Origin of the sequence: Williamsia muralis NBRC 105860, assembly GCF_001598915.1 — a bacterium.
Lineage (GTDB): Bacteria > Actinomycetota > Actinomycetes > Mycobacteriales > Mycobacteriaceae > Williamsia > Williamsia muralis.
The window spans coordinates 859,247-883,124 of sequence record NZ_BDAP01000001.1; the positions used below are offsets into that span (position 1 = coordinate 859,247).

A 23,878-nucleotide genomic window follows, 5' to 3' on the forward strand; every position below is an offset into this window, starting at 1 on the left:
TACGGGGGACGGTCGGTATAGGTGAGTTCGGTCATCCAGAATGTTCTCGGTCGGGAATTCGAGAACCTGCATCCCAACATGCAATGGCGGTATGGGATCGATTCCACCTCGCAACTGTCGCAGGTGGCCGGTGGGATGCTCGAGTCGGTCTACTGCTCGGCGATGCTGCCCGCGATGTTGTTCCACATGCGTAAACGCAACGCGATGCCCACCAAGACCAGCAGGCTCGTCCCGTTCACGATGCACAACTACTGCTATCAGGACGAGCTCGGGCGCGAATGCCTCGCGGTCCTTCGGTCGTTCGACTACACAACCGGCTCACATGGGCTGAACTCGCTGCTCGTCGACGGCCGGGAGGGACTGGTCGACTACTTCGGCGACGGCCCGGAACTGCTGTGGCCGCTCGAGGCACACGCCGACGCCCGCGGTTCTCTGGTCTTCGAGAGTGGCCCGATGCGGCTGCTCGCCGGCCCGAAGGTGGGTATGCGCGGTCTGCTTGCTGCACGGATGAGGTACATCGAGGGCTGGGACGAACGGCACAACCGGTTCCGGGTGGATGCCTCGGTGCGCAACCCGGTCCTCGGTGAGCTCATCCATTACCGCGGTTGGTTCACCGCGCGCGACGAGTCCTGCCACCTGCGTGACATCCCGGACGAGGCCTGGCCACTGCGCCTCGAAGAACGCGAACACTGACCGGCGCTTGTTCAGCTCTCCGGACGCGTGAGTCCCAAGTGGTCGCGCAGGGTGGAACCTTCGTAGTCGGTCCGGTAGACGCCGCGTTCCTGCAGCAGCGGGACCACCTTGTCGGCGAACTCGTCGAGCCCGCCCGGGGTGATGTGCGGAACGAGGATGAAGCCGTCGCTTGCATCTTCCTGAACGAACTCATTGATGGTCCGGGCGACCGTGTCCGGTGACCCGATGAACGACTGCCGGCCGGTCACCTCGATGATCAGCTCACGTGTGCTGAGGTTGTCCGCCTCGGCCCGTGCACGCCATTCGTTCGCCACGTCGCGCGGATCGCGGTGGATTCGAACGCTGGCCCGCCCCTTGGCGACCGTGTTCTCGCCCGGCAGGGGATCGATCGACGGCAGCGGACCGTCGGGGTCGTGGTCGGACAGGTCGCGATTCCACAGCTGCTCGAGGAACTTGATCGCGGTCTGGCCACTGACCTGTTGCAACCGGATCTCGTGTGCGCGGTCGGCGGCGTCGGCGTCGGTGTCACCGAGAACAAACGTCGCTGCCGGCAGGATCAGCAGGTCCTCGCTGCGTCGACCGTAGGTGGCCAGCCGGCCTTTGACGTCCTTGTAGAACGCCTGACCGTCGTCGAGTGTGGAGTGCCTGGAGAAGATTGCGTCGGCCTCCGCTGCAGCGAACTCACGACCCTCGTCGGAGTCGCCGGCCTGAAAGATGGCCGGGCGGCCCTGGGGACTGCGGGGGACGTTGAACTGCCCCGAGATGTCGAACTGGTCGTCGCGGTGTGTAAACGAGCCGGCTTCAGGGCGCCGCAGGTACGTCCCCGACTCCTTGTCGGCCACGATGTCGTCGTCCTGCCACGAATCCCAGAGCTCGGTGGCGACTTGTAGGAACTGCCTGGCCCGGTGATAGCGCTGCTCTTTCGGAAGGTAACCGCCTCGTCGGAAGTTCTCTCCGGTGAACTCGTCCCAGGAGGTCACCACATTCCATGCGGCCCGGCCGGCGGTGAGGTGATCCAGGCTCGCGAACTGGCGGGCCACCTCATACGGCTCGTTGAACGTGGAGTTGATGGTGCCGGTCAGGCCGAGGTGTTCGGTGACGGCGGCAAGAGCGGCGAGCACGGTGAACGTGTCCGGCCGCCCGACCACATCGAGGTCGTAGATCAGCCCGTTCTGCTCACGCAGGCGAAGCCCCTCGGCGAGGAACAGGAAGTCGAACTTCGCGCGCTCGGCGGTGCGTGCGAAGTGCACAAACGACTCGAACTCGATGTGACTGCCCGCATCGGGGTCGCTCCATACCGTCGTGTTGTTCACGCCCGGGAAGTGCGCGGCCAGATGTACCTGCTTGGTCATCGGTTGATCAACTCCGCTGTGGTCTGGAATCGGTTCACCGGACGGGAGAGACCGAGATGGCCTCGCAGAGTGCTCGATTCGTAGTGGGTACGGAACAGTCCGCGACGTTGCAATTCGGGGACGAGTTCGCGGGTGATGGCTTCCAGATCGGCAGGTATCGCACCGGGCCGCAGCCGGAAGCCGGTGATACCGGCATCGGACAGTTCGGCGAGTCGATCGGCGAGGGCCTCGGCGGTTCCGGTGAACACCTTTGCGTCACTTGTGTATTGGATGCCCGCTCGATCGTCGAGCCGCGCTCTGTGTGCTTCAGCTGCGGTTGTCGTGTCACCGAGGAAGACCACGAGGTCGGCGAACACGTGGACGATCTCGTCGGCGCGGCCGGCCTGGTCCTGCGCCGTACGGATGACGGCGATGCTCGCCTTGGCGTCGGCGACGTCGGCCGGGGTGATGAAACCGATGTCCGCGGACGTTCCGACGAACTGATACGGGATGTTCTGGTGCGCAAGGGCGGTGATGATGGGCTGACCTTGCGGTGGTCGAGGCGTGATGGACGGTCCTCGTACCGAGAAGAACCGGCCTTCGAAGTCGATGTAGTGCAATTTGTCGCGGTCGACGAAGCGTCCGGTGGCCTTGTCGCGGATCTCGGCGTCGTCTTCCCAACTGTCCCAGAGTCTTCGAAGCACCTCGGCGTAATCGCCGGCCTCCTCGAAGAGGTCGGCCACCAGCTCAGCGGTCGCCGGGTCGCCGGCCACCGGGTCGCCGGTATCGGCGACCGCAAGCTCCGGGAACGTGCGCCTGCCGAACAGGGCAGCCTCGTGTGGTCGCGCCGATACCTGCACCCGGACGCCGGCCCTGCCGTTGCTGACGTAGTCGAGGGTCGCGATCGCTTTTGACAGATGGAACGGCTCGGTATGGGTGACGGTGGCGGCAGGAATCAACCCGACATGCCGCGACAGCGGTGACACCCGTGACGCGATCAGAACCGCGTCGAGCCTGCCGCTGACTCGGTCGGTGCGTGGTGAGGGCGCTTCGAGTCCGGCCGGCCGGATACCGAACGTGTCCTCGATCGTCACGAAGTCCACCAGCCCGGCTTCAGCGACGCCCACCAGGTCAGCCCAGTATCGCGCGGCCAGCAGTTCAGCGGGCCTCGCCGTGGGCTCCCGCCAGGCGGCCGGATGCCATCCCGCGCCCTCGAGGGCGATCGCGAGATGCAGTTTGTCGGTGATCGGCATTCAGAACTCTCCGGTGAAGGTCGGCGGGCGGGACTCGCTGTTGGCGTGTTGTCCTGCCAACGGACCTGTCACGAGAGAGATTCCTGTGGGCGGAGTCTCGATCAGCGTGACTCTAACCCTCGCCAACTGCGACGATCACCGGCTCAATGGGTACAAACCGTCTATTGGAGCGTGCCATGCCCATGAGCAGTCTGATGTCCGCCGATCACCTCATGATGGCGGCTGCGGCCGCGCATCCCGAAGCGCCACAGGCGATACCGACGATGCACCTGTGCGCGCCTGCCGAAGGTCGGCCCGATGATCGGCACACCCGTTCGGCTCTCGCGGCGCGGGCAATCGAATACAGCAGGCGTTACGGGGGAACGTCGTGCGGGTGGTTCGCCCGTCTGCGTGAAGAACTCGACTCCCGTCGCGACCTGAGCGCTCACGGTAAGTCTGCTTGACTGCTCGCCGTACCGATGTCAATGGTTCGGACTCGGTCGGCGACAACACTCCGCTCGGCGCATGTCGTCATGAATGCTTGGCGGCAGAGAGCGATCAACCAAGGGGAGTGGGTGGTGGAAGTGTTTGCGTTCGGCGCCGAATCCGGTGTGGGCGGCTGGGATTGGCGGGTGCGCGGGCGTTGCCGCGACCAGGGGATCGACTGGGAGATCTTCTTCGCACCGTCAGGACGTGAGCCCGCCGCAGTCCGAAGGCGCCGCGAGGCCGAGGCCAAAGCCCTGTGCAACGGCTGCCCCGTGGTGCGGCAGTGCCGCGACCATGCCGTGGAGTTCGACGAGAAACACGGCATCTGGGGAGGGATGACGGTCGACGAGATCGCGGCCGTCGCTCGTGACGCCCGTTCGGCGTGAGCCGGCCACGATGTGGAACGGCCGTACCGTTGCTTCTCGTTACGCTGGTTCCATGACCACAAATGTTCCGACCATCGACCTCAACTCGGGGACGTCCATTCCGCAGCTGGGCCTGGGGGTGTGGCAGGCGTCCAACGAGGAGACCGAGCAGGCCGTGCGGTCTGCGATCGACGACGCCGGTTACCGCCACATCGACACCGCGGCCGCGTATGGGAACGAAGAGGGTGTCGGCCGTGCTCTTGCGGCCGCGTCCGTGGATCGTTCCGAACTGTTCGTCACCACAAAACTGTGGAACGCCGACCAGGGATTCGAGCCGGCGAAGCAGGCGTTCGACCAGAGCTTGTCGCGGCTCGGGCTGGACTACGTGGACCTATACCTGATCCATTGGCCCCTGCTGGACGACGACCGATTGCTCAGGACGTGGGACGCGCTCGAGGAGATTGCACAGAGCGGTCGCGCAAAGGCGATCGGCGTGTGCAATTTTGAACCCCGCCACCTCGAACTACTGGTGAATCGGGGCGGAACGCTGCCTGCCGTCGATCAGGTGGAACTGCATCCGCATCTGCCGCAGCAGGAGATCCGCGACGTCGCGGACCGGCATGGCATCGTCGTCGAATCGTGGAGCCCACTGGGAGGCACCAGCAACTCGGGCTGGGGCAAGGACTCCAAACCGAACACCCTGTTGACCGATCCGCTGATCTCCCGGATCGGTGAGCAGCACGGCAAGTCCCCGGCGCAGGTCCTGATCCGATGGCATCTGCAGAACGGTCTCGTTGTCATCCCCAAGTCGGTCAATCCCGACCGGATCGCTCAGAACATCGACGTGTTCGACTTCGAACTCACCGACGCCGATCTCGGCGACATCGCCACGCTGAACGATGGGGTACGCGTGGGCGCGGACCCGAACGAGTTCAACGTCGGTGCTCCCGAATGATCGTCTGACGCAGCACTGAGCGGTGCGGTGATGGTCAGTCGCCGACGGCGATGATCCTGGGTGGCAGCGCTCCGTGCGGGATGGCCGGGCCGATGGCCACCCGGCTTCCCGGCGTCCGTCCGTGACCCCAGCCGAGCTCGGCTCGATAGGATCCGACCGGTGCGTCCGCCAGCGTCGTCCGGTCGGCGACCGGTTCGGACGACGGTGCCACATAAAGTGCGTCGGTGGGGCAATACGCCTCGCACATGAAGCAGGTCTGGCAGTCCGATTGCCTTGCGATGTGCGGGATCCCGTCATTGCCGCGGTCGAACACGTCGGTGGGGCACGCGTCGATGCACTTGTCGCACCCGATGCACTTGTCCGCCAGGACGAGTTCGATCATGACGCGTGGGCCAGTGTCGGAGCGGTGGCCCGCGGCGCTGTCCACACCTTGTCCAGACCTCCGGACAGGATGTGGTGGTGCTGGCGCGGATCCTGGTCGGGATGGTCCTCACGCTTGCTCATGCCACGAGTTTCGGTGCGACTCAACGCAGACCGGTACATCCACCGGCCCACGGCGGTGACCGCGGCTGCCTGTCTGGCCCGCACGCGGTCGGGGCCGGCGAGAGGACCCAGGTCGGCAGACAGGCCTGCCCACAGGGTGTCGAGTTCGTTGACCGCTTCCACCATTCGATCTCCATGCCGCAGGTAGTTCTTGCGCAGCGGGAGCAACTGTTGTCGTGCCGCCGCCATCACCTCGTCGGGCTGCAGCGACGGGCGGGACGTGGGACGCAGGCCGGCCTGACCCGCCCCGATCAGATCGTGCTGGCCGACCGGGGACTGGGCCAAGGCGTGTTGCGCCGCAGCGGAACCCGCCCATGTGCCGGACGACATGGCCCATGCCGAATTGTGGCTGCCGCCACCGGTGAAGCCTCCGCAGATCCGTTCCCTCGTTGCCGCGTCACCCGCCGCGTAGAGCCCTCGCACCGAGGTGGCGCAGGTGTCGTCGACGAGGTCGACACCTCCGGTTCCGCGGACCGTGCCCTCGGCGATCAGGTCCACCTCGAAACGGTCGGTGAACGGATTGATGCCACGGCGATCGAACTGCAGGAAGAAGTTGGGCTGACCGAGACGCATCCTGCGCTGTACCTCTTCGTCGGCGCGGTCCAGCTGGGCGAACACTTTCTCGCTGAGCAACGTTCGCGCGATCACCGAGCGTCCACCGGACGACCCGGCGCCCTCGAGTACGCGCCCGTCGTCATGGAAGAAGGTGGCGTACCCGTAGTAGGCGGTCTTGGTCACGGTGGACCCGGCTGCCGCGATGCCGTAAGCGTTGGAGAACTCCATCCCGGAGAGCTGGGCTCCCACCTCTGCGGCCATCAGCGTTCCGTCGCCGGTGTCGACGTTGGTGCCCAGCGCCCGGGACAGGAATGCGCAACCGCCGCTGGCCAGCACCACCGCGCCGGAGGTGATCGAGTAGTCGCGATGGTGATGTCGTTGGTACCCGGCCGCACCGCGCACCGAGCCGTCGGGTTCCACCAGTAGTTCAAGGGCTGGGGAGTGGTCGAGGATCGTGACGCCTGCTCGCGTGATCCAGGCTCGCATCCGCCGCATGTATTCGGGACCTTGCACACCCGTGCGGTTCTCCCGGCCGGTCTCGGGATCGATGGGGAAGGGATAACGGCCCTCGGTCGCCAGGCGGTTCATGTTCAGGTAGGTCTGGTCGAGGACGCGGTCCATCCAGGAATGGTCCGCGAGGTATCCCCCCAGAGCTTCGCGGCTGGCCTTGGCTGCGCCGCGCAACTCCGGATCGGGGGCCACGTACCAGACGCCGGTGCCCGAAGGCGCTGTGGCGCCGCTTGTTCCGCAGTATCCCTTGTCCACGAGGATCACCTCGGCGCCACCCTGCCGGGCGTGCAGCGCCGCCCACGCCGCAGCAGGGCCGCCGCCGATCACGAGCACGTCGGTGGACAATTCCAGTGGTGCTGACATCGGGCTCCTGATGTGACTGGCGTACGGCGACGCGGGTGTACATCGGAGGTTATGGCGGCACGGGGTACGGCAGAACCGTTGCGGTCAGGGTGATTCTGGCCCCGGCCTGATCACGGACCGGGTGCAGAGATCGGCGTACTTGCGGCACCGAACGCGTGGGGCGATAGTCGAGGTATGCCCACCGACCGAGCTGCTCTGTCCGAGTTCATCACCGAACACACCCGTGGGACCCTGGCGACCATCCGGCGCAGCGGGGTCCCGCAACTCTCCACCGTCAGCTACTCCTTCGATCCACGAGAGCAGTGCGTACGCATCTCGGTCACCGCGGATCGGGCAAAGGTCGCCAACCTGCGTCGTGACCCGCGCGCCAGTATTCACGTGAGCAGCGCTGACGGCTGGAACTACGCGGTGGCCGAGGGTCGGGTGGAACTGAGCCCGGTGGCAGCGGCGACCACCGAGGACGACACCGTGTCGGAGTTGATCGACCTCTACCGCGACGTACTCGGCGAACATCCCGACTGGGACGACTTCGCCCGCGCCATGGTGGACGACAAGCGACTGGTCATCCGGCTCTACGCCGAGCACCTGTACGGCCGTATCGGCTGACGGCCCGGGCTGTCAGCGCTGGCGGCGCTTGGCCTCCTCCTTGAGTCCCTTCTGCGCGGTGTTGAGCGCCGTCTTCTGGGCCTGCTTCACGATCAGCCCTGGCAGCTTCACCTTCAGTTCCACGTCGAGCACGAACTCGACATGGGTTTTGTCGCCTTTGGGGGTGAGCGTGTACTGGCCGTGCTGGTAGCTCAGCTGGTCGGCTTCGATGAGGTCCCAGGTGCAGGTGTTCTCGGTCCAGCTGTAGTCGAGGAGTTGGTGGTCGGTCAGGCCGACCGCCTGCAGTTCGAGCTTCACCTTCTTGGGTGCGCCGTCCTCGTGTTCTTCCAGGATCTCGACCTTTTTGTGGGGGCCGGACCACTGCGGCAGCGACTCCACGTCCATCAAGATCTCCATGACGACGGCGGGAGGGGCGTCGATGTCGAATTCGGTCTTCGCGTTGACAGGCATGGACCAAAAAGTACACCTGCCGGCGGGACGCCCCGTCGCTTTTGCGCGGGGGAGTCGCGGCGACGTGGGCATTGTCGGCGACGGAGTTTTCGTGATCAGACCGATGCACAAGAACGGGGGCTGTGTCCGGTCCGGCCGGAGTATGGTCTGTTCGGTAAGGCCGACGTGGTACCACTGCACCGGCCGGCCAATGCCTTGACGGGGGGCACTGGATACGTGTTTTTCGTTCGTGATGGGATCAATGTTGTTCAGTAGTAATGTTTTTCGTGTTCGTTCTCGTGGCTTGGTGCGGGCGGGGGTGGCCGGGCTGATCGGTACCGCGGCGCTCGCGCTGGCCGGTCTTGCAGGGGCGGGTGGCGCATCGGCCGACCCGTTGACGTGCACTGCGGCCAACGGGCACAACGTGATTCGGACAGACGGGTACGGCGCGTGTGGAGCGAAGGCCGGCCCCGGCAGCTTTGCGCACGCTGAGGACCACAGCCGCAACGGCACCGCCGTCGCATCGTCGAACACCGGCGGAAACGCCAATGCGTACAACCTGCAACCGAATACGTCGGCACTGTCCGGTGCGGTGACGGGTGGCACGGGATACTCGATCACCACCGGGCCCGGCGGGATGGCCGTCAGCCAGGCTCGTGCGGGCGGTACGTCGATAGCGGTTGCCGGCTGGGGTGGTACGGCCTACTCGGGCCCCTACGGCACCACGTGTTCGGGCAGCTTCGCCGCAGCGGTCGACACCTCGACCGGGCAGGCCTGCATCGGATCCGGCGGCATCTGGCTCTCCACCCCGCGGCCGGCCTCTTAGAACCCACACTGCGGGGGCAGAAATCAACCCCCGCACCTCCATGCGAAGGGCGGCGCCGATCACGGTGTCGCCCTTTGCCCTGTCTGGATGCCGCGTCCGGCCCGTGACGACCGTGACCGCTGGATCACCGCCAGTTCACCCTTCGGCCATGTAACAGCGGTGCGTCCGGTTTAGTTTGGAGAGGTGAATGAAATTCTGCGCCTCTCGGATTTCGGGCCCGACCACCCCGACGTCGGTCCCGACTTCAGCGTCGTCGCCGGCCGCGAGGCCCTCCAAAAGATCGTCGACCTCGCCGACACCACCCAGTTCCTCGTCGACGACCGCGATGATGACGATCCCCGCCTCCTGACCCTTCCCGGGCGCAACGTCATCGACACCTGGCGTGAGGATTACCCGTACGACGAGCGCATGAGTCGCGACGAGTACGAGCTGGAGAAGCGGCTGCTGCAGATCGAGTTGCTGAAGTTCCAGAAGTGGAGCAAGCGCACGAGCAGCCGGCACGTGTTCGTCTTCGAAGGGCGCGACGCGGCGGGCAAGGGCGGCACCATCAAACGTTTCATGGAGCATCTGAACCCGCGCGGTGCCCGGGTGGTCGCGCTGGAGAAGCCGTCCGAGCGTGAATCGACCCAGTGGTACTTCCAGCGATACGTGCAGCATCTGCCCGCCGCCGGGGAGATCGTCATGTTCGACCGCTCCTGGTACAACCGCACCGGTGTGGAGCGGGTGATGGGGTTCTGCACCGACGAACAACACGCCCAGTTCCTGCGGCAGGCACCGCTCTTCGAGGCCATGCTGATCGACGACGGTATGGATCTGGTGAAGTTCTGGTTCTCGGTGTCCCCGCTGGAACAGCGCACTCGCTTCGCGATTCGTCAGGTGGACCCGGTGCGTCAGTGGAAGTTGTCGCCGATGGACATCGCGTCGCTGGACAAGTGGGACAAGTACACCGCGGCCAAAGAAGAGATGTTCGCTGAGACCGACACCGAAGAAGCGCCGTGGATCGTGGTCAAGAGCAATGACAAGAAGCGGGCCCGCATCAACGCGATGCGGTACGTGCTCAACCTGTTCGACTACGACGACAAGGACGCCAACATCGTCGGGGAGCCGGATCCGCTCATCGTCGGCCGGGCACGCGATCTGCTGGGGGAGTAGACGCCGATGGCACTCGCGAGTGGTCGTATGACGGTCATGGCCTGCCTACCGCGGTTCACGCCGCCCGATCTGTAACCTGAGCCGGTGCGTTCCTTCCTTGCCGCAGTGCTGTGCCTGGTCGCCATCGTCGCGGCCGCCGTCGCCGTGCCCGCCTACTTCGTGAACGAGCGGGTTGTCGATCGTGACGGATTCCGGGAGACCGTGGCGCCGCTGGCCGACAACACGACCGTGCAGCAGTACATCGCCGACGAGATCACCGCCCAGGTGTCGTCGCAGGCGCCCCTGGTACCCGATGGCCTGATCGCCCCGCTCGCCGACACCTATACCAAGAGCGACAACTTCGAGCAGGACTTCGCCGACGCGATGATCCAGCAGCACGATTGGCTGTTCAAGGAGGCCACGCCCGAAAGCGAGGGCGAGGTGATGTCCCTCGACCTGACGGCGATGGTCAACCGTGTCATCGCGGACGTGGGTTTCGGTGGCATCGAGATCAAGGGGCCGATCCTGGTGCCGCTGAGCGATTCTGCCCAGTCGGGACTCGAGGCGGGTCGGTACCACAATCTGGGCAACCAGATCGGTCTGCTCGCGATCAGCTCGTTGGTCATCGCGGTGGTCGCCACGGTGCTCGCCCTCGTGGTCGCACGACGGCGGGGCTTTGTGCTCTTGGCCGTGGGCTTCGGGGTGATCCTCGGCGGAATCGCGACGTGGCTCCTCGGGGAGGGCGTGCAACGACGGGCCCTCGACGAGGTCTCCGGCGCCGATGACTCGGCCCGGGAGGTCGGCGACATCATCGTCGACAAGGTCGTCGGTGACATGCAGGAGGTGGGTCTGATCGCCGTCGGCGCCGGCGTCGCCCTCGGTGCGGTGGGCCTGCTGATCTCGGTTGCGCTGGAGCGTCGCCGCTACTGACCCTCGCGTCCCGGCACGCACTCCACCAGTGGTGTCAGACCGGCATGCGAACATGTGTTCGTGTCCGAAGAGCCGCGGGAGCTGGCCAGCATCCTGCACGCCGACCTCGACTCCTTCTATGCCGCGGTCGAGCAGCGCGACCACCCCGAGCTGCGCGGCCGTCCGGTCATCGTGGGCGGTGGGGGCGTGGTCCTCGCGGCAAGCTACGAGGCCAAGGCCCGCGGGGTGCGCACTCCGATGAACGGCCGCGAGGCGGTCGCCCTGTGCCCGGACGCCGTGGTGATGCGGCCTCGTTTCGACAGCTACGTCGAGGCAAGCCAGGCAGTATTCGACATCTTCCGGGACACCACGCCTCTGGTGGAGGGCATCTCGATCGACGAGGCGTTCCTCGATGTCGGCGGTCTCTACCGGGTGAGTGGGTCACCGGCCGAGATCGGCGCCCGATTGCGCGAGCGGGTGAGGATCGAGGTCGGGCTGCCGATCACTGTCGGCATCGCGCGCACCAAGTTCCTTGCGAAGGTCGCCAGTGCGGTGGGAAAGCCGGACGGGCTGCTCGAGGTGCCGCCGGGTGGTGAACTCGAGTTCCTTCACCCGTTGCCGGTGGAACGGCTCTGGGGTGTCGGGGCGGTGACGTCACGCAAGCTGCGCGATGCGGGCCTGTCCACCGTGGGCGACCTGGCGGCCGTTGGTCAGCCGACTCTCGCGTCGCTGCTCGGGCGCGGCGCCGGTTCGCACCTGTATGCGCTGGCGATGGCGCGCGATCCACGCCGGGTGGAGGTCGGGCGTCGTCGCCGGTCGATCGGGTCACAACGGGCGATGGGGCGGCGACCCAAAACCCAGGAGGATCTCGAGGCATCCATGGTGGGCATCGTCGATCGGCTCGGTAAACGCCTACGTAAAGCAGAACGCGTGTGTCGCACTGTGATCCTCCGATTGCGGTTCGACGACTTCACCCGGGTGACGCGTTCACGAACTCTGTACGAACCCACCGACGGCACGCAGGTACTCATGACGGCCGCGCGTGCCCTGCTCGACGAAGCCATGCCGATGATCCGGGACAAGGGCTGCACGCTGATCGGGTTGTCGTTGACGAACCTCGACAGCAACGACTCCATCCAGCTCGCGCTGCCGTTCGACGAGCATCACCAGGAGAAACTGGACATCACCATCGACGGGCTCAGAGACCGTTTCGGTGCCGGGGCAGTGACGCGGGCAGTTCTCATCGGACGCGATCAGGGCATGGCCGCGCCGATGCTCCCCGACTGACACCCGCAAGGCGGGAGAGCTCGAATCGGGGTCGGGACCGTCAGCGCAAACACAGAATCTCGGGTTACGGTTGCTGAATGTCTTGGCAGGCGACCCATGGATGAGGTGACCGAGGTCCGCGCAACCGGCACTGCGACAGACGTGTCGTCGCGGCAGCCGGACGGACCGGCTCCCGATTCGTCGACCTCCACCGTGGCGAGTGGTTCGGCGCGGACGCGAGTCGCCGACATACTGATCGCGGTCCGCACCCCGCCGTGGATCTTGGCGCTCGCCACGTTCGCCGTGTTGGCGACGATCTACTGCCTGTATTCGATCCAGCGCCACGAGCGTTTCGGCTCCACCGGGTGGGACCTGGGAATCTTCACGCAGGCAGTGAAGGCCTACGGGCACTTCCGCGCCCCCGTCGTGCCGCTCGAAGGCACCGACGTCAACCTCCTCGGTGATCATTTCCAGCCATGGATCGCTGTGATCGGACCGCTGTATCGGCTGTTCCCGACGCCGGTCACCTTGCTGGTCGTGCAGGGGCTGCTGTTCGCGCTCGCGGCGATACCGATCGTGCGGCTGGCCGCCACACGACTCGGCATGGTGGTCGGGGTCTTCATCGCGATCGCCTACGGGCTGGCATGGGGGATCGCCCAGGCACTGGCGTTCGACTTCCACGAGATCGCGCTCGCGGTGCCCCTGCTGGCGTTCAGCCTCGTCGCCGTGGTGGAGGAGCGTTGGCGGGCTGCCCTGCTGTACGCCCTGCCACTCGTCTTCTGCAAAGAGGATCTCGGCGTCACGGTTGTGGTGATCGCTGCCGTCGTCGCGCTGCGATTCGGCCGCGTGTCCTATCGATGGGCCATCGGCACCGCGATCTGGGGCGCCGCCTGGACGCTGATCGCGGCCAAGGTGATCATCCCGGCGATGGGGAGCGGCGACTACGCCTACGAATCGAAGTTCGCCGACTCGCCCGCCGAGGGTGTGCGCGGATTCATCATCGGGGTGTCGCAGGGTGACACGCGTGCCTCCACCGCATTTCTCCTGCTGGTGATCACGCTGTTCTTGGCCGTTCGCTCACCGATCATCCTGGTGGCAGTGCCGACCCTGACCTGGCGTTTCCTGAGCGTGAACCATCTGTACTGGGGCTTCGGTTTCCACTACAACGCGACGTTGATGCCCATCATGATCGTCGCGATGCTCGACGCCTTGATCAGATTGCGGGGGCGGTCGATGTCGCAACGCACTGTTGTCGGCTTCGCTGCAGCGGCTGCGGCGATCGCGGTGGTGTTGGCCTGGGCCGGGCCCTTGGACCGGCTGACCGAACGCGACTTCTATTCACGCGGCGACCAGGCGCAGGCCGTCGACGAGTTCGGCGCGATGATCCCCGACGGCCAATCCGTGGCCACCACCAACAACCTGGCTCCGCATCTCGTCGCCGATCACGAGGTGACCCTGTTCCCGAAGCAGAAGCGTGATCGTTCCACTGCGCAGTGGATCATGGTGGACACCAACATCTCCGGCCTTTTCCCGGCCAACAAGGCCGACACCAACAAGGCGCTCGAGAAGATCGAGGACAGCGGGCAGTACGTGCGCGTGGCGGCCGACGACGGTGTGGTGTTGCTCAGACTCCGCTGACCGGCCGGCCTGACTCATCCGCCCAGTTTCTCCCACAGGAACTCGTAGGCGAGGGCTGACTTGAACGCGGCCTGCTTGTTGTCGGCGGCGCCGCCGTGCCCGCCTTCGATGTTCTCGTAGTAGCTCACCGAATGGCCGAGCTCCTCCATGCGTGCGACGAACTTACGTGCGTGGCCCGGATGCACTCGGTCGTCACGGGTGGAGGTGGTCATCAGAAGCGCCGGGTACGTCGCATCGGCCCGCAACAACTGGTAGGGCGAGTACTTGGAGATGAACTCCCACTGCTCGGGGTCGTCGGGGTCTCCGTACTCGGCCACCCACGACGCTCCTGCCAACAGTAGGTGGTAGCGCCGCATGTCGAGCAGCGGAACCTGGCAGACCAAGGCGCCGAACAGTTCTGGGTAACTGGTGAGCATCACGCCCATCAGCAGCCCGCCGTTGGAACCGCCCTGTGCCGCGAGCTTGTCCGCGGTGGTGAGTCCCCGGTCGACGAGATCCCTTGCCACAGAAGCGAAATCCTCGTACACCAGATGCCTGCCTGCGAGCTGGGCCTGAGTGTGCCACGTGGGACCGTATTCGCCGCCGCCGCGAATGTTCGCGATCACGTAGACACCGCCGCGGGCGATCCAGTTCCGACCCGAAATCGCGCCGTACGCGGGTGTCATCGAGTTCTCGAAACCGCCGTATCCGTACAGCAGGGTGGGGCCCTGCGACACATCGTCCCGTTTGATCACGAAATAGGGGATCCGCGTGCCGTCGTCCGACGTCGCGAAGTGTTGCGATGCGGACACCGTGGACGCGTCGAACAACTCGGGCGATTGCTTGATGGGGGCCACTCCGTCGGTGCTCGACCCGTGCAGCAGGCTCGGTGGGGTGGTGAAACTGCTTGCCGACAAGAACAATTCGTCGCTGTGGTCGGGGTCGGTGTCGAGTACGGAGATGGTGGCCAGTTCAGGCAGCCCGGACAGCTCGGACACCGACCAATCGGTAACGCTCAGCAAACGGAGTTCGGTCTGCACATCGCGCAGGGTCACCAGGACCAGATGCGCGGAGGTGAAGGAGAAGTTCTGCAGGCTGGTGTGGTCGTCGGGTGCAAAGAGCACTGTCCCTGTGCGGTCGCCCGCAAGGTACGACGGGTAGTCGAACACCACCAAGGTGCCGGTGGCGTAGGTCGATTCGCGCTGGTCCTGGGTGTCGTTCCCGGATTCCGCGAGGTTCCACGGTGATCGGGTGAACACGAGCAACCAGTTGCGGTGCACACTGGTGTGCGCATCGGTCGGGACGTCGATCAGGGTGGGCTCTCCGTCGGCGAGCTCGTAGAACTCCTGATTGAAGAAGTCGGTGGACCTGATCAGGAAATGTCGTTCGAACCCGATCGTGTCGTCGTACATCGCTTGTACCGCAACATCACTCGTTGCGCCCGTGTACACCGTCTCGGCTTCCTCGAGTGAGGTGCCGCGTGACCAGCGCTTCACCACCCGCGGATATCCCGAGTTGGTCAGGGACGACTCGCCGTCGGGCTGATCGCCGAAGTCCGTGCCGACATAGACGGTGTCGTCGTCGATCCAGCTGATGTCGGATTTGTTCTCCGGGAGCTCGAAACCACCGTGATCGGCGGTGATCCAGGTGCGCGTTCGCAGATCGAACTCGCGGACGACCGACGCGTCGGCGCCCCCTCTGGACAGCAGGATCAAGGCCCGGCGATGGTCCGGCCGTAGGACGAGAGCGCCCTTCCACACCCAGTTCTCGCCCTCGTCGGCGGCGACCGTGTCGAGGTCGATGAGCACGTCCCACTCGGGTGAGTCGGTGCGGTATTCCTCGAGGGTCGTCCGGCGCCACAGCCCCCTCGGATTCGTCGCATCACGCCAAAAGTTGTAGAGGTGCTCGCCGCGGCGGCGTACGTAGGCGATGCGGTCGTCGGTGTCGAGCACCTCCAGCGCGGCGGCCTCCAGGTCGGCGAACCGACTGCTGGTGGTGAGGGCCTCGATCGTGGGCTGATTGTGCTCGCGCACCCACGTCAGAGCGTTCTCGCCGGTTACGTCTTCGAGCCATAGATAGGGATCGGTGTCGCTCACCGGACCCAGTCTGCCGCACATGCGGTCCGTGCCCCGCAACTGATCTGTCGATTCAGCCCCATCTCGATCGTCATCGCTGTGCACGACCGCCCGATCCACCACACTGAGACTGCAGAACACAAGGAGATCCCATGCGTTACTCGCTACTGATGAACTACGCCGAGCCGAACCCGGGGGAGGTGTCGGAGGAGAACATCGCCGACGCCCAGCGGGCCTTCGGGGTGTACGCCCGTGCCCTCGAATCCGCAGGGGTGCTGATCGCCGCCGAAGTGCTCGCCTCCACGGCCGCGACGACAACGCTCACTCTCAGAGACGGCGGTCTGCAGATCCAGGACGGACCGTTCGCCGACACCAAGGAAGCTCTTGCCGGTGTGTTCGTCATCGACGTCCCCGACCTCGACGCTGCGCTTGCCTGGGCGGAGAAATGCCCGGGCGCACAGTTCGGGGTGATCGAGATCCGCCCTGCCGCCACATCTTTCGTCGACGGTTCGTGGACCTGAGCACTGAACCGGCGAAGGTGCGAGCGGCAGAGGCCGCCCGCACCTCATACGGTCGCCTGGTCGCGCTACTGGCCGCTGCCGATGGGGATGTTCCCGCTGCCGAAGACGCGCTCGCCGACGCATTCGAGCGAGCCCTGACGCGCTGGCCCGTCGATGGCGTGCCGGCCAATCCCGATGCGTGGCTGCTCACCGTCGCCCGCAACCGCAGAAGGGACCGGTGGAGGTCGGCCGCCGAACGGTCCACCACCACCCTCGATCCGATTCGCGACGCCCCGGTCCACATCGACCACATCGATCCCGACGAGATCGAAGACCGCAGGCTGGCCCTGATGATGGTGTGCGCCCATCCGGCGATCAACACCGCCATGCACACACCACTCATGCTCAACACGGTGCTCGGCTTCACCGCCGATCAGATCGGTCGCGCGTTCTCCGTGCCGACCACCGCGATGGCGGCCCGACTGGTACGTGCCAAACGGCGAATCAAAGCGGCGCGGATTCCTTTTGCCGTACCTGATGCGGCAGCACTGCCGTCACGGATGGCGGCGGTCCTCGAAGCCGTCTACGGCGCGTTCGCCATCGACTGGCACAGCGGGGGCACGGCCACACGCGACTCGCTGACCGCCGAAGCGCTCCACCTCGCCGAGACCCTCAGCGCACTGGCGCCCGACGATGCCGAGGCCCACGGCCTCGCGGCGCTGATCACCCTGTCGAATGCCCGGTCGCCGGCCAGGTTCGACGTCGGTCGGCTGGTCCCGCTGGCCGAGCAGGACACGACCCGGTGGGACCAGCACCTGATCGATCGCGGGATGTCGCATCTCCACGCGGCGCACCGCATCGGAGAGCTCGGACGTTTCCAGCTGGAAGCGGCGATCAGCTCACTGCACTGCGCGCGCAGGGTCACCGGGGCGACGGATTGGGCGGCCATCCGGGATCTGTACCTCGTCTTGGGTGCCGTGGCGCCGACCCTCGGGGGTGCCGTCGCGTTGGCCGCGGTCACGGCCGAGGTCGATGGCGCGCAGGCCGCCCTGACCATGCTCGACGACCTCGGCGACAAGACCGGACACTTTCAGCCGGCCTGGTCCACCCGGGCCCACCTGCTCGAAGAACTCGGGCGCTCAAGAGAGTCGGTGGCCGCCTACGACAAGGCGATCTCTCTGACAACCGACCCGGCTGAACGCGCATATCTGCAGACCCGGCTCGCCCGGCTCGCCCGGCTCACATGACGATCAGGCCGGTGCCACGACATTGCCGTGCGCAACCCGCTCACCGGTGCGGATGGGGCATCGGGTGTGGGAGTAGATGGTCGGCATACACAGATTGCAGTGGATGCACTGCGACACCGTCGACGGGTCGGCTTCGATGCGCAGTGGCAGATCGGGTTCGCGGAGCAGCGCGCGCCCCATCGCCACGAACTCGAAGCCTTCCGCCATGGCCGTGTCCATCGAAGCGCGGTCGGTGATGCCGCCGAGCAGGATCAGCGGCATGGAGACGGCCTCACGCAGCTGTCGGGAGAGCGGCAGGAGATAGCCGGGGTGGTAGTCGTACTCCTTGAGGAAGAAGGGGCCGACGGCCTTGAGCCCCCACCGCATCACGCCCTTGAACGAAGCAGCGAACTCCTTGCGGGGAGCATCGCCGTGGAACAGATACATCGGATTGAGAAGTGAACTGCCCGCGGTCGGTTCGAGGGCGTCGAGGTGCCCGTCGCTTTCGAGGAGTCTGCCGACCTGGCAGGCCTCATCGACCTGCAGACTCCCGGGAAAGCCGTCGTACATGCTGAGTTTCGCCCACACCGCGGCCTCATCGCCGACCTCATCGCGTACCGCCTCGGCGATCTCGCGGCAGAATCTGGCGCGGTTCACCAGGGATCCGCCGTATTCGTCGTGGCGGCGGTTGAGAAGTGGGCTGAGAAAACTGCTGGCCAGGTAGTTGTGGCCGAAGTGGATCTCGAGGCCGTCGAAACCGCTGTCCACGGCGATACGGGCCGCGCGGCGGAACTTCACGAGCATCGATGCGATGTCGTCGGTGGTGACCTTGCGGCACAGGGTCATGCCCATCGGCGCGGGAATCCGCGACGGTGCCAGGGCCTTGGCCTGATTGGAGATGGGGTTGGCAACTGGTCCCGCGTGACCCAATTGAGCTGCGGCGAGGGCACCTTCGGCGTGGATCGCGTCGGTCAGTTTCTGTAGCCCGGGTATCGCCTCCGGTCGCATCCAGATCTGGTGGCGGTCGGTTCGGCCCTCGGGCGACACGGCGCAATAGGCGACCGTTGTCATCGCCACCCCGCCGGCTGCCACTTCCCGGTGGAACTCGATCAACTCGGGCGTGACCAGCGCCTCGGGCGTGGCGCCCTCGAAGGTGGCGCATTTGATCAGGCGATTCTTCAATCGCAGTGGACCTAGCGAGGCTGGTTCGAACGGTGTGGGCTGCACCCCTGGGACCGTAGCGCGGTTTGGGATCGCAAACAAGAACACGTTCTAGTTGGTTTGCCCGCTGAATCAATCCGTGTGCGGCCGCGCACCGAACCTTATGGTGAGACGATTTCGTGGTGTCGGCGAATGGCCGTGAACACAGGGCGATGTGCCGCACGCGCACCCAGCAGGAGCATGCAGATGAGTTCACAGCGAGATCGAGGGCAGCACGGGCAGGACGGTCGGGACGACGAGCCACGCCGGTCGGTGACCGATCTCCCGTTCGACCCCGGTATCGACGACGCGGTCGCGGACACCGACGACGCCGACATGCCCAAGCGTCCTGACCGTTGGCTGTGGATCCCGACGTGCTGAACGCCCGCTGTGGCCGGACTTGTTCGCTCTGAACGAAGACTGCTCCCACTAGGGGTATCCGTCAGCGCCCGCAGGTGCGGCGACGTAGGGTGGACGTCGTGGCTGAACACTTTGACACAGTTGTCCTCGGCGGAGGTCCGGGAGGTTACGTCGCCGCGATCCGGCTGGCGCAACTCGGACAGAAAACCGCAGTAATCGAAGAGAAATATTGGGGCGGGGTGTGCCTCAACGTCGGATGCATCCCATCCAAGGCGTTGCTGCGTAACGCAGAACTCGCGCACGTCTTCAATCATCAGGCCAAGACCTTCGGGATCTCCGGCGACGTCACCTTCGATTTCGGTGCTGCGTTCGACCGCAGCCGCCAGGTCGCGGACAAGATGGTCAAGGGCGTTCACTTCTTGATGAAGAAGAACAAGATCACCGAGATCGACGGCTTCGGCGAGTTCACCGACGCTAAGACAATCAAGGTCGGCGACCGTGAGATCACGTTCGACAATGTGATCATCTCGGTGGGCGCCACCGTGAAACTCCTTCCCGGCGTCGAGCTGTCGGAGAACGTGGTCACCTACGAAGACCAGATCCTCACCCGTGAGCTGCCCGACTCGATCGTCATCGTCGGCGCCGGCGCCATCGGCATGGAGTTCGGCTACGTTCTGGCGAACTACGGGGTCGACGTCACCATCGTCGAGTTCCTCGACCGTGTCCTGCCGAACGAGGACAAGGACTCGTCGAAGGAACTCGCGAAGGCGTACAAGAAGCTCGGTGTCAAGATCCTGACCTCCACCCGGGTGCAGTCGATCGACGACCAGGGATCGCAGGTGGTCGTCAAGTACACCGACTCCAAGGACAAAGACGGGGAGCTCACCGTCGACAAGGTGCTGATGTCGGTGGGCTTCGCGCCGCGCGTCGACGGCTACGGCCTGGACAAGACCGGTGTCGAGGTGACCGACCGCGGAGCGATCGCGATCGACGATTACATGCGCACCAACGTCGACGGCATCTTCGCCATCGGTGACGTGACCGGGAAGCTGATGCTGGCCCACGTCGCCGAAGCGCAGGGTGTGGTGGCTGCAGAGACCATCGGCGGTGCCGAGACCATGATCATCGACGACTACCGGATGATGCCGCGCGCCACCTTCTGCCAACCGCAGGTCGCCTCGTTTGGACTGACCGAGGACCAGGCGAAAGAAGAAGGCTACGACGTCAAGGTGTCCACCTTCCCGTTCACCGCGAACGGCAAGGCGCAGGGGCTCGGCGAGCCGACCGGCTTCGTCAAGCTCATCACCGACAACACCCACGGTGAGCTGATCGGCGGGCACCTCGTGGGCGACAACGTCTCGGAGATGCTGCCGGAGCTCACACTGGCCCAGAAGTGGGATCTGACGGCGACCGAGCTGGCGCGCAACGTGCACACCCACCCGACGATGTCCGAGGCGATGCAGGAAACCTTCCACGGTGCCATCGGGCACATGATCAACCTCTAGACCTCTCATGTCGATCGTTGGGCCCGGCGAGATCTCGCCGGGCCCCACGCATTTGTCCCGCGAGTGGATTCCGCAGGGGCCGTTGAACATTCGTGCGACCTTGAGTCTGCATCGTCGTGGCAGCGGTGATCCGTCGTTCAAGTACGCGCCGAACGGGTCGATCTGGCGGGCGATTCACACCCCCGACGGGCCCGGCACACTGGCCGTGTCGCGGCCGGGTGAGACGGTGGTCGGCAGGGCGTGGGGGCCCGGCGCAGGGTGGTTGCTCGACCAGATGCCCCGCATGCTGGGCAGCGACGACAACGCCGACGAGTTCGTCGCGCATCACGATGTGATCGCCGGGCTGGCACATCAGGGTCAGGGGCTGCGCATCGGCCGCACCGACCGGGTGTGGGAGGCGCTTGCGGCAGCCGTCCTGGAGCAGAAGGTGACCGGCCGCGAAGCCTGGCGGGCCTGGCGGTACATCGTGCGCAAGTACGGCGAACCCGCGCCCGGCTCGCCGAGCATGAAGGTACCGCCGCCGCAGCAGGTGTGGCGCGAGATCCCGCAGTGGGAGTGGCACGCCAGCGGTGCCGAACCGGCCCGGCGCAAGACCATCGTCCGGGCCGCGGGTTACGACGTCGAACGCAAGGCCGACAAACTCCACCTGCTCCGAGGGGTCGGGCCGTGGACGGCCGCCGAAACGAGGGTTCGCGCGGTCGGTGACGCAGACGCGGTACCGGTCGGGGACTATCACATCCCCTCCCAGGTGGGCCATACGCTGATCGGTGATGCGATCGACGACGACCGCATGCTGGAACTACTCGAACCTTATGCGGGACATCGCTATCGGGTGATCCGGCTCATCGAGCTGTACATGCCGATGCCCGCCCGCCGCGGTCCACGGATGTACACACGCGACTATCGCAACATGTGATCCGGCGCTCGGGGTTCTGGGGTTTGCTCGGTCTGTAGTGCGAGCGCGGGCGAGCTGGGTGAGCGGCCGCGGAGCTCTGGTGCGGCACGGCACCACCGCAGTTCCGCGGCGAGCGTTCCACCGATGGAGACGTTGTCGTAGAAGCAGGGCACGATGGGGCAATGACCACGGGAACCGGAACCACAGCCACGCGTGCGCAGGCCCAGGAGATCCTCGAGCAACTGGCAGGCCCGGCCGCCACGTTGCGCGACGATCAGTGGACGGCGATCGAGGCGCTGGTCGTGCAGCGGCGACGCGCGCTGGTGGTGCAACGCACGGGCTGGGGAAAGTCTGCCGTCTACTTCATCGCGGCCAAACTCCTGCGTGCCGAGGGCCGCGGCGCCACGGTCATCGTCTCGCCGCTGCTGGCCCTGATGCGCAACCAGGTTGCCTCGGCCGAGCGGGCCGGCGTCAAGGCCGCGACCATCAACTCGGGCAATGTCACCGAATGGGACGACATCCACCAGCGGGTGGCCGAAGGTGACCTCGACGTCCTCCTCGTCAGTCCGGAGCGCTTGAACAACCCGGACTTCCGCGACAACGTCCTCCCGTCTCTCGCCGCCGACGCCGGGCTCGTGGTGGTGGACGAGGCGCATTGTGTGTCGGACTGGGGCCACGACTTCCGGCCTGACTACCGGCGGATCCGCACACTGGTTGCCGAACTGGGTACGGACGTGCCGGTGCTCGCCACCACCGCGACCGCCAACGACCGGGTGGTCGACGACGTGGCCGCCCAGCTCGGGGTGGGTGGCGGTGACACGCTGGTGCTGCGTGGTGGCCTCGACCGCGAGTCGCTGCACCTGTCGGTGGTGAAGGTCGCGACCTCGGCCGAGCGGGTGGCTTGGCTTGCCGCACACATCGGTTCGATCGAAGGATCGGGCATCATCTACACGCTCACCGTCTCGGCGGCCCGCGATGTGGCAACACTGCTCACCGACATGGGCCATCAGGTCGCGGCCTACACGGGATCCACCGACGCGGCCGAGCGCGAACAGCTCGAGGCCGACCTCCTCGCCAATCGGGTGAAGGCCTTGGTGGCCACCTCGGCCCTCGGCATGGGATTCGACAAGCCGGACCTCGGCTTTGTCGTCCACCTCGGCGCGCCGTCGTCGCCGATCGCCTACTACCAGCAGGTCGGCCGCGCGGGCCGCTCCACGGCGAGCGCCGAGGTGATCCTGCTGCCGGGCAGCGAAGACCAGGAGATCTGGCGCTACTTCGCGTCGGTGGCCTTTCCCCCGGAAGCGTTGGTGCGCAGGGTCATCGAGGCGCTCGACACCGAGCGACCACAATCGACACCGGCGTTGGAGCCGCTGGTCGACCTCGGGCGGTCGCGGCTGGAGATGGTGCTCAAGGTGCTCGACGTCGACGGGGCGGTTCGGCGGGTCAAGGGCGGCTGGCTGGGTACGGGCCAGCCCTGGACGTACGACGAGGCGCGGTACGAGAAGCTCGAGCAGGCACGTCGCCGCGAACAGCAGGCGATGCTCGACTACCAGGACACCGACGGGTGCCGGATGGCGTTCCTGCGGGAACAATTGGACGACCCCGAACTGGAGTCGGGCAGCAGGTGCGGACGGTGTGACAACTGTGCCGGACAACGCTATTCGGCCGACGTCGACCGGGCAGCACTGGATGCGGCCCGCGACCAGTTGCAACGGCCGGGCGTCGAACTGGCCCCACGCAAGCAGTGGCCGTCGGGAATGAAGAAGCTCGGTGTGGAGCTGTCCGGCAAGATCAAAGACGGTCCCGAGATGGGCCGGGTCATCGGCCGTCTCACCGACCTGGGCTGGGGCGCGCGCCTGCGCCGGCTGCTCGACGAGCCGGACGCCCCGGCCCCGGACGAGGTGATCAAGGCAGCTGTCGCAGTTCTGGCAGCCTGGCCGTGGCAGAACCGGCCCACGGCCATCATGGGGCTCGACTCTGACACCCACCCGATCCTGATCGGTTCGGTCACCGACCGCTTGTCGGAACTGGGCCGACTGACCAATCTCGGCACGCTGCGGTACGCGCCCGACCGTCGGCCGGTGACTGCCGCCAACTCCGCATATCGCGTTGCCGCACTTGCCGAGTCGTGGGTCGATCCAGACCCGGCAGTACTCTCCGAAGTGGCGGGGCCGGTGCTGCTGGTCGACGACATCGCCGACACCGGATGGACCTTGACGATGGCCGCACGCCAGGTACGCAGGGCCGGTGCGAGCGAGGTGCTGCCGTTCGCGCTGGCAAGTGTGAGCTAGTCGCCCTCG

General features: G+C 65.9%; 23 protein-coding genes. 16 read left to right on the plus strand and 7 right to left on the minus strand.

Annotated elements, in window-relative coordinates; all coding sequences use genetic code 11:
- Positions 1 to 21 precede the first annotated feature (21 nt).
- Positions 22 to 693, plus strand: coding sequence for a DUF4166 domain-containing protein (locus WIMU1_RS04170; protein WP_062795231.1), 672 nt, complete (start codon positions 22 to 24; stop codon positions 691 to 693).
- An 11-nt stretch (positions 694 to 704) separates the two neighbouring features.
- Here the strand turns inward: WIMU1_RS04170 and WIMU1_RS04175 are convergent, their stop codons facing one another.
- Together WIMU1_RS04175 and WIMU1_RS04180 are read right to left on the minus strand one after the other, a co-directional pair.
- Positions 705 to 2,045 (minus strand): NtaA/DmoA family FMN-dependent monooxygenase, encoded by a 1,341-nt coding sequence (locus tag WIMU1_RS04175; protein ID WP_062795232.1) that lies wholly within the window; start codon positions 2,043 to 2,045, stop codon positions 705 to 707.
- The gene (locus WIMU1_RS04180) at positions 2,042 to 3,277 is read right to left on the minus strand and encodes an LLM class flavin-dependent oxidoreductase (RefSeq protein WP_062795233.1); all 1,236 of its coding nucleotides are present in this window, start codon (positions 3,275 to 3,277) and stop codon (positions 2,042 to 2,044) included. Before WIMU1_RS04180 ends, WIMU1_RS04175 begins: the two co-directional genes overlap by 4 nt.
- Before the next feature lie 182 nt (positions 3,278 to 3,459).
- On the opposite strand from WIMU1_RS04180, the gene WIMU1_RS04185 reads away from it, so the two are divergent.
- The 3 genes from WIMU1_RS04185 (at position 3,460) to WIMU1_RS04195 (ending at position 5,062) form a co-directional block, all read left to right on the plus strand.
- Complete coding sequence (locus WIMU1_RS04185) at positions 3,460 to 3,720, plus strand: hypothetical protein (protein WP_120802843.1); 261 nt, start codon at positions 3,460 to 3,462, stop codon at positions 3,718 to 3,720.
- Positions 3,721 to 3,831: 111 nt separating this feature from the next.
- Positions 3,832 to 4,128, plus strand: coding sequence for a WhiB family transcriptional regulator (locus WIMU1_RS04190; protein ID WP_023957568.1), 297 nt, complete (start codon positions 3,832 to 3,834; stop codon positions 4,126 to 4,128).
- Positions 4,129 to 4,180: 52 nt separating this feature from the next.
- Positions 4,181 to 5,062 carry an aldo/keto reductase gene (locus WIMU1_RS04195; protein WP_062795835.1) on the plus strand — a complete coding sequence of 294 codons (882 nt, stop codon included), beginning with the start codon at positions 4,181 to 4,183 and terminating at the stop codon, positions 5,060 to 5,062.
- A 34-nt stretch (positions 5,063 to 5,096) separates the two neighbouring features.
- On the opposite strand, the gene WIMU1_RS04200 is transcribed toward WIMU1_RS04195, so the two are convergent.
- Positions 5,097 to 5,444 carry a 4Fe-4S dicluster domain-containing protein gene (locus WIMU1_RS04200; protein WP_062795235.1) on the minus strand — a complete coding sequence of 116 codons (348 nt, stop codon included), beginning with the start codon at positions 5,442 to 5,444 and terminating at the stop codon, positions 5,097 to 5,099.
- Complete coding sequence (locus tag WIMU1_RS04205; protein ID WP_062795236.1) at positions 5,441 to 7,033, minus strand: FAD-dependent oxidoreductase; 1,593 nt, start codon at positions 7,031 to 7,033, stop codon at positions 5,441 to 5,443. Before WIMU1_RS04205 ends, WIMU1_RS04200 begins: the two co-directional genes overlap by 4 nt.
- Positions 7,034 to 7,207: 174 nt before the next feature.
- On the opposite strand from WIMU1_RS04205, the gene WIMU1_RS04210 reads away from it, so the two are divergent.
- Positions 7,208 to 7,639 carry a PPOX class F420-dependent oxidoreductase gene (locus WIMU1_RS04210; protein WP_062795237.1) on the plus strand — a complete coding sequence of 144 codons (432 nt, stop codon included), beginning with the start codon at positions 7,208 to 7,210 and terminating at the stop codon, positions 7,637 to 7,639.
- Positions 7,640 to 7,651: 12 nt separating this feature from the next.
- On the opposite strand, the gene WIMU1_RS04215 is transcribed toward WIMU1_RS04210, so the two are convergent.
- Positions 7,652 to 8,089, minus strand: coding sequence for an SRPBCC family protein (locus WIMU1_RS04215; RefSeq protein ID WP_023957558.1), 438 nt, complete (start codon positions 8,087 to 8,089; stop codon positions 7,652 to 7,654).
- A gap of 286 nt (positions 8,090 to 8,375) precedes the next feature.
- Between WIMU1_RS04215 and WIMU1_RS04220 the strand changes: the two genes are divergently transcribed.
- From WIMU1_RS04220 to WIMU1_RS04240, 5 genes are all read left to right on the plus strand, one after another.
- Positions 8,376 to 8,894: a DUF6764 family protein gene (locus WIMU1_RS04220; RefSeq protein WP_243404745.1), complete on the plus strand. Its 519-nt coding sequence runs from the start codon at positions 8,376 to 8,378 to the stop codon at positions 8,892 to 8,894.
- Positions 8,895 to 9,077: 183 nt separating this feature from the next.
- Positions 9,078 to 10,046 (plus strand): polyphosphate kinase 2, encoded by a 969-nt coding sequence (ppk2, locus tag WIMU1_RS04225; RefSeq protein WP_174548696.1) that lies wholly within the window; start codon positions 9,078 to 9,080, stop codon positions 10,044 to 10,046.
- A gap of 84 nt (positions 10,047 to 10,130) precedes the next feature.
- On the plus strand, positions 10,131 to 10,955 hold the full coding sequence (locus WIMU1_RS04230; protein ID WP_062795239.1) for a hypothetical protein: 825 nt from the start codon (positions 10,131 to 10,133) through the stop codon (positions 10,953 to 10,955).
- A gap of 54 nt (positions 10,956 to 11,009) precedes the next feature.
- Entirely contained in the window at positions 11,010 to 12,221 is a 1,212-nt protein-coding gene (gene dinB, locus WIMU1_RS04235; RefSeq protein WP_062795240.1) for a DNA polymerase IV, read from the plus strand.
- Positions 12,222 to 12,317: 96 nt separating this feature from the next.
- Positions 12,318 to 13,838 carry a DUF2079 domain-containing protein gene (locus WIMU1_RS04240; RefSeq protein ID WP_062795241.1) on the plus strand — a complete coding sequence of 507 codons (1,521 nt, stop codon included), beginning with the start codon at positions 12,318 to 12,320 and terminating at the stop codon, positions 13,836 to 13,838.
- Between the two features lie 14 nt (positions 13,839 to 13,852).
- Here the strand turns inward: WIMU1_RS04240 and WIMU1_RS04245 are convergent, their stop codons facing one another.
- A complete protein-coding gene (locus WIMU1_RS04245; protein ID WP_062795837.1) occupies positions 13,853 to 15,934 on the minus strand; it encodes a prolyl oligopeptidase family serine peptidase in 2,082 nt (693 codons plus the stop codon).
- Between the two features lie 110 nt (positions 15,935 to 16,044).
- Between WIMU1_RS04245 and WIMU1_RS04250 the strand changes: the two genes are divergently transcribed.
- Together WIMU1_RS04250 and WIMU1_RS04255 are read left to right on the plus strand one after the other, a co-directional pair.
- Positions 16,045 to 16,413: a YciI family protein gene (locus WIMU1_RS04250; RefSeq protein ID WP_062795242.1), complete on the plus strand. Its 369-nt coding sequence runs from the start codon at positions 16,045 to 16,047 to the stop codon at positions 16,411 to 16,413.
- Entirely contained in the window at positions 16,404 to 17,639 is a 1,236-nt protein-coding gene (locus tag WIMU1_RS04255) for an RNA polymerase sigma factor (RefSeq protein WP_245969120.1), read from the plus strand. Before WIMU1_RS04250 ends, WIMU1_RS04255 begins: the two co-directional genes overlap by 10 nt.
- Positions 17,640 to 17,642: 3 nt before the next feature.
- Here the strand turns inward: WIMU1_RS04255 and WIMU1_RS04260 are convergent, their stop codons facing one another.
- On the minus strand, positions 17,643 to 18,845 hold the full coding sequence (locus WIMU1_RS04260) for an NADH:flavin oxidoreductase (protein ID WP_062795243.1): 1,203 nt from the start codon (positions 18,843 to 18,845) through the stop codon (positions 17,643 to 17,645).
- 180 nt (positions 18,846 to 19,025) lie between these two features.
- Between WIMU1_RS04260 and WIMU1_RS04265 the strand changes: the two genes are divergently transcribed.
- The 4 genes from WIMU1_RS04265 to WIMU1_RS04280 all read left to right on the plus strand — a co-directional run bounded on the left by WIMU1_RS04265 (position 19,026) and on the right by WIMU1_RS04280 (position 23,869).
- A complete protein-coding gene (locus WIMU1_RS04265) occupies positions 19,026 to 19,199 on the plus strand; it encodes a hypothetical protein (RefSeq protein ID WP_157366783.1) in 174 nt (57 codons plus the stop codon).
- 98 nt (positions 19,200 to 19,297) lie between these two features.
- Positions 19,298 to 20,683, plus strand: a complete 1,386-nt coding sequence (gene lpdA / locus WIMU1_RS04270; protein ID WP_062795841.1) for a dihydrolipoyl dehydrogenase — start codon at positions 19,298 to 19,300, stop codon at positions 20,681 to 20,683.
- Between the two features lie 7 nt (positions 20,684 to 20,690).
- Positions 20,691 to 21,599 carry a DNA-3-methyladenine glycosylase family protein gene (locus WIMU1_RS04275; protein WP_062795245.1) on the plus strand — a complete coding sequence of 303 codons (909 nt, stop codon included), beginning with the start codon at positions 20,691 to 20,693 and terminating at the stop codon, positions 21,597 to 21,599.
- 161 nt (positions 21,600 to 21,760) lie between these two features.
- Complete coding sequence (locus WIMU1_RS04280; protein WP_062795246.1) at positions 21,761 to 23,869, plus strand: RecQ family ATP-dependent DNA helicase; 2,109 nt, start codon at positions 21,761 to 21,763, stop codon at positions 23,867 to 23,869.
- The last annotated feature ends 9 nt before the right edge of the window (positions 23,870 to 23,878 follow it).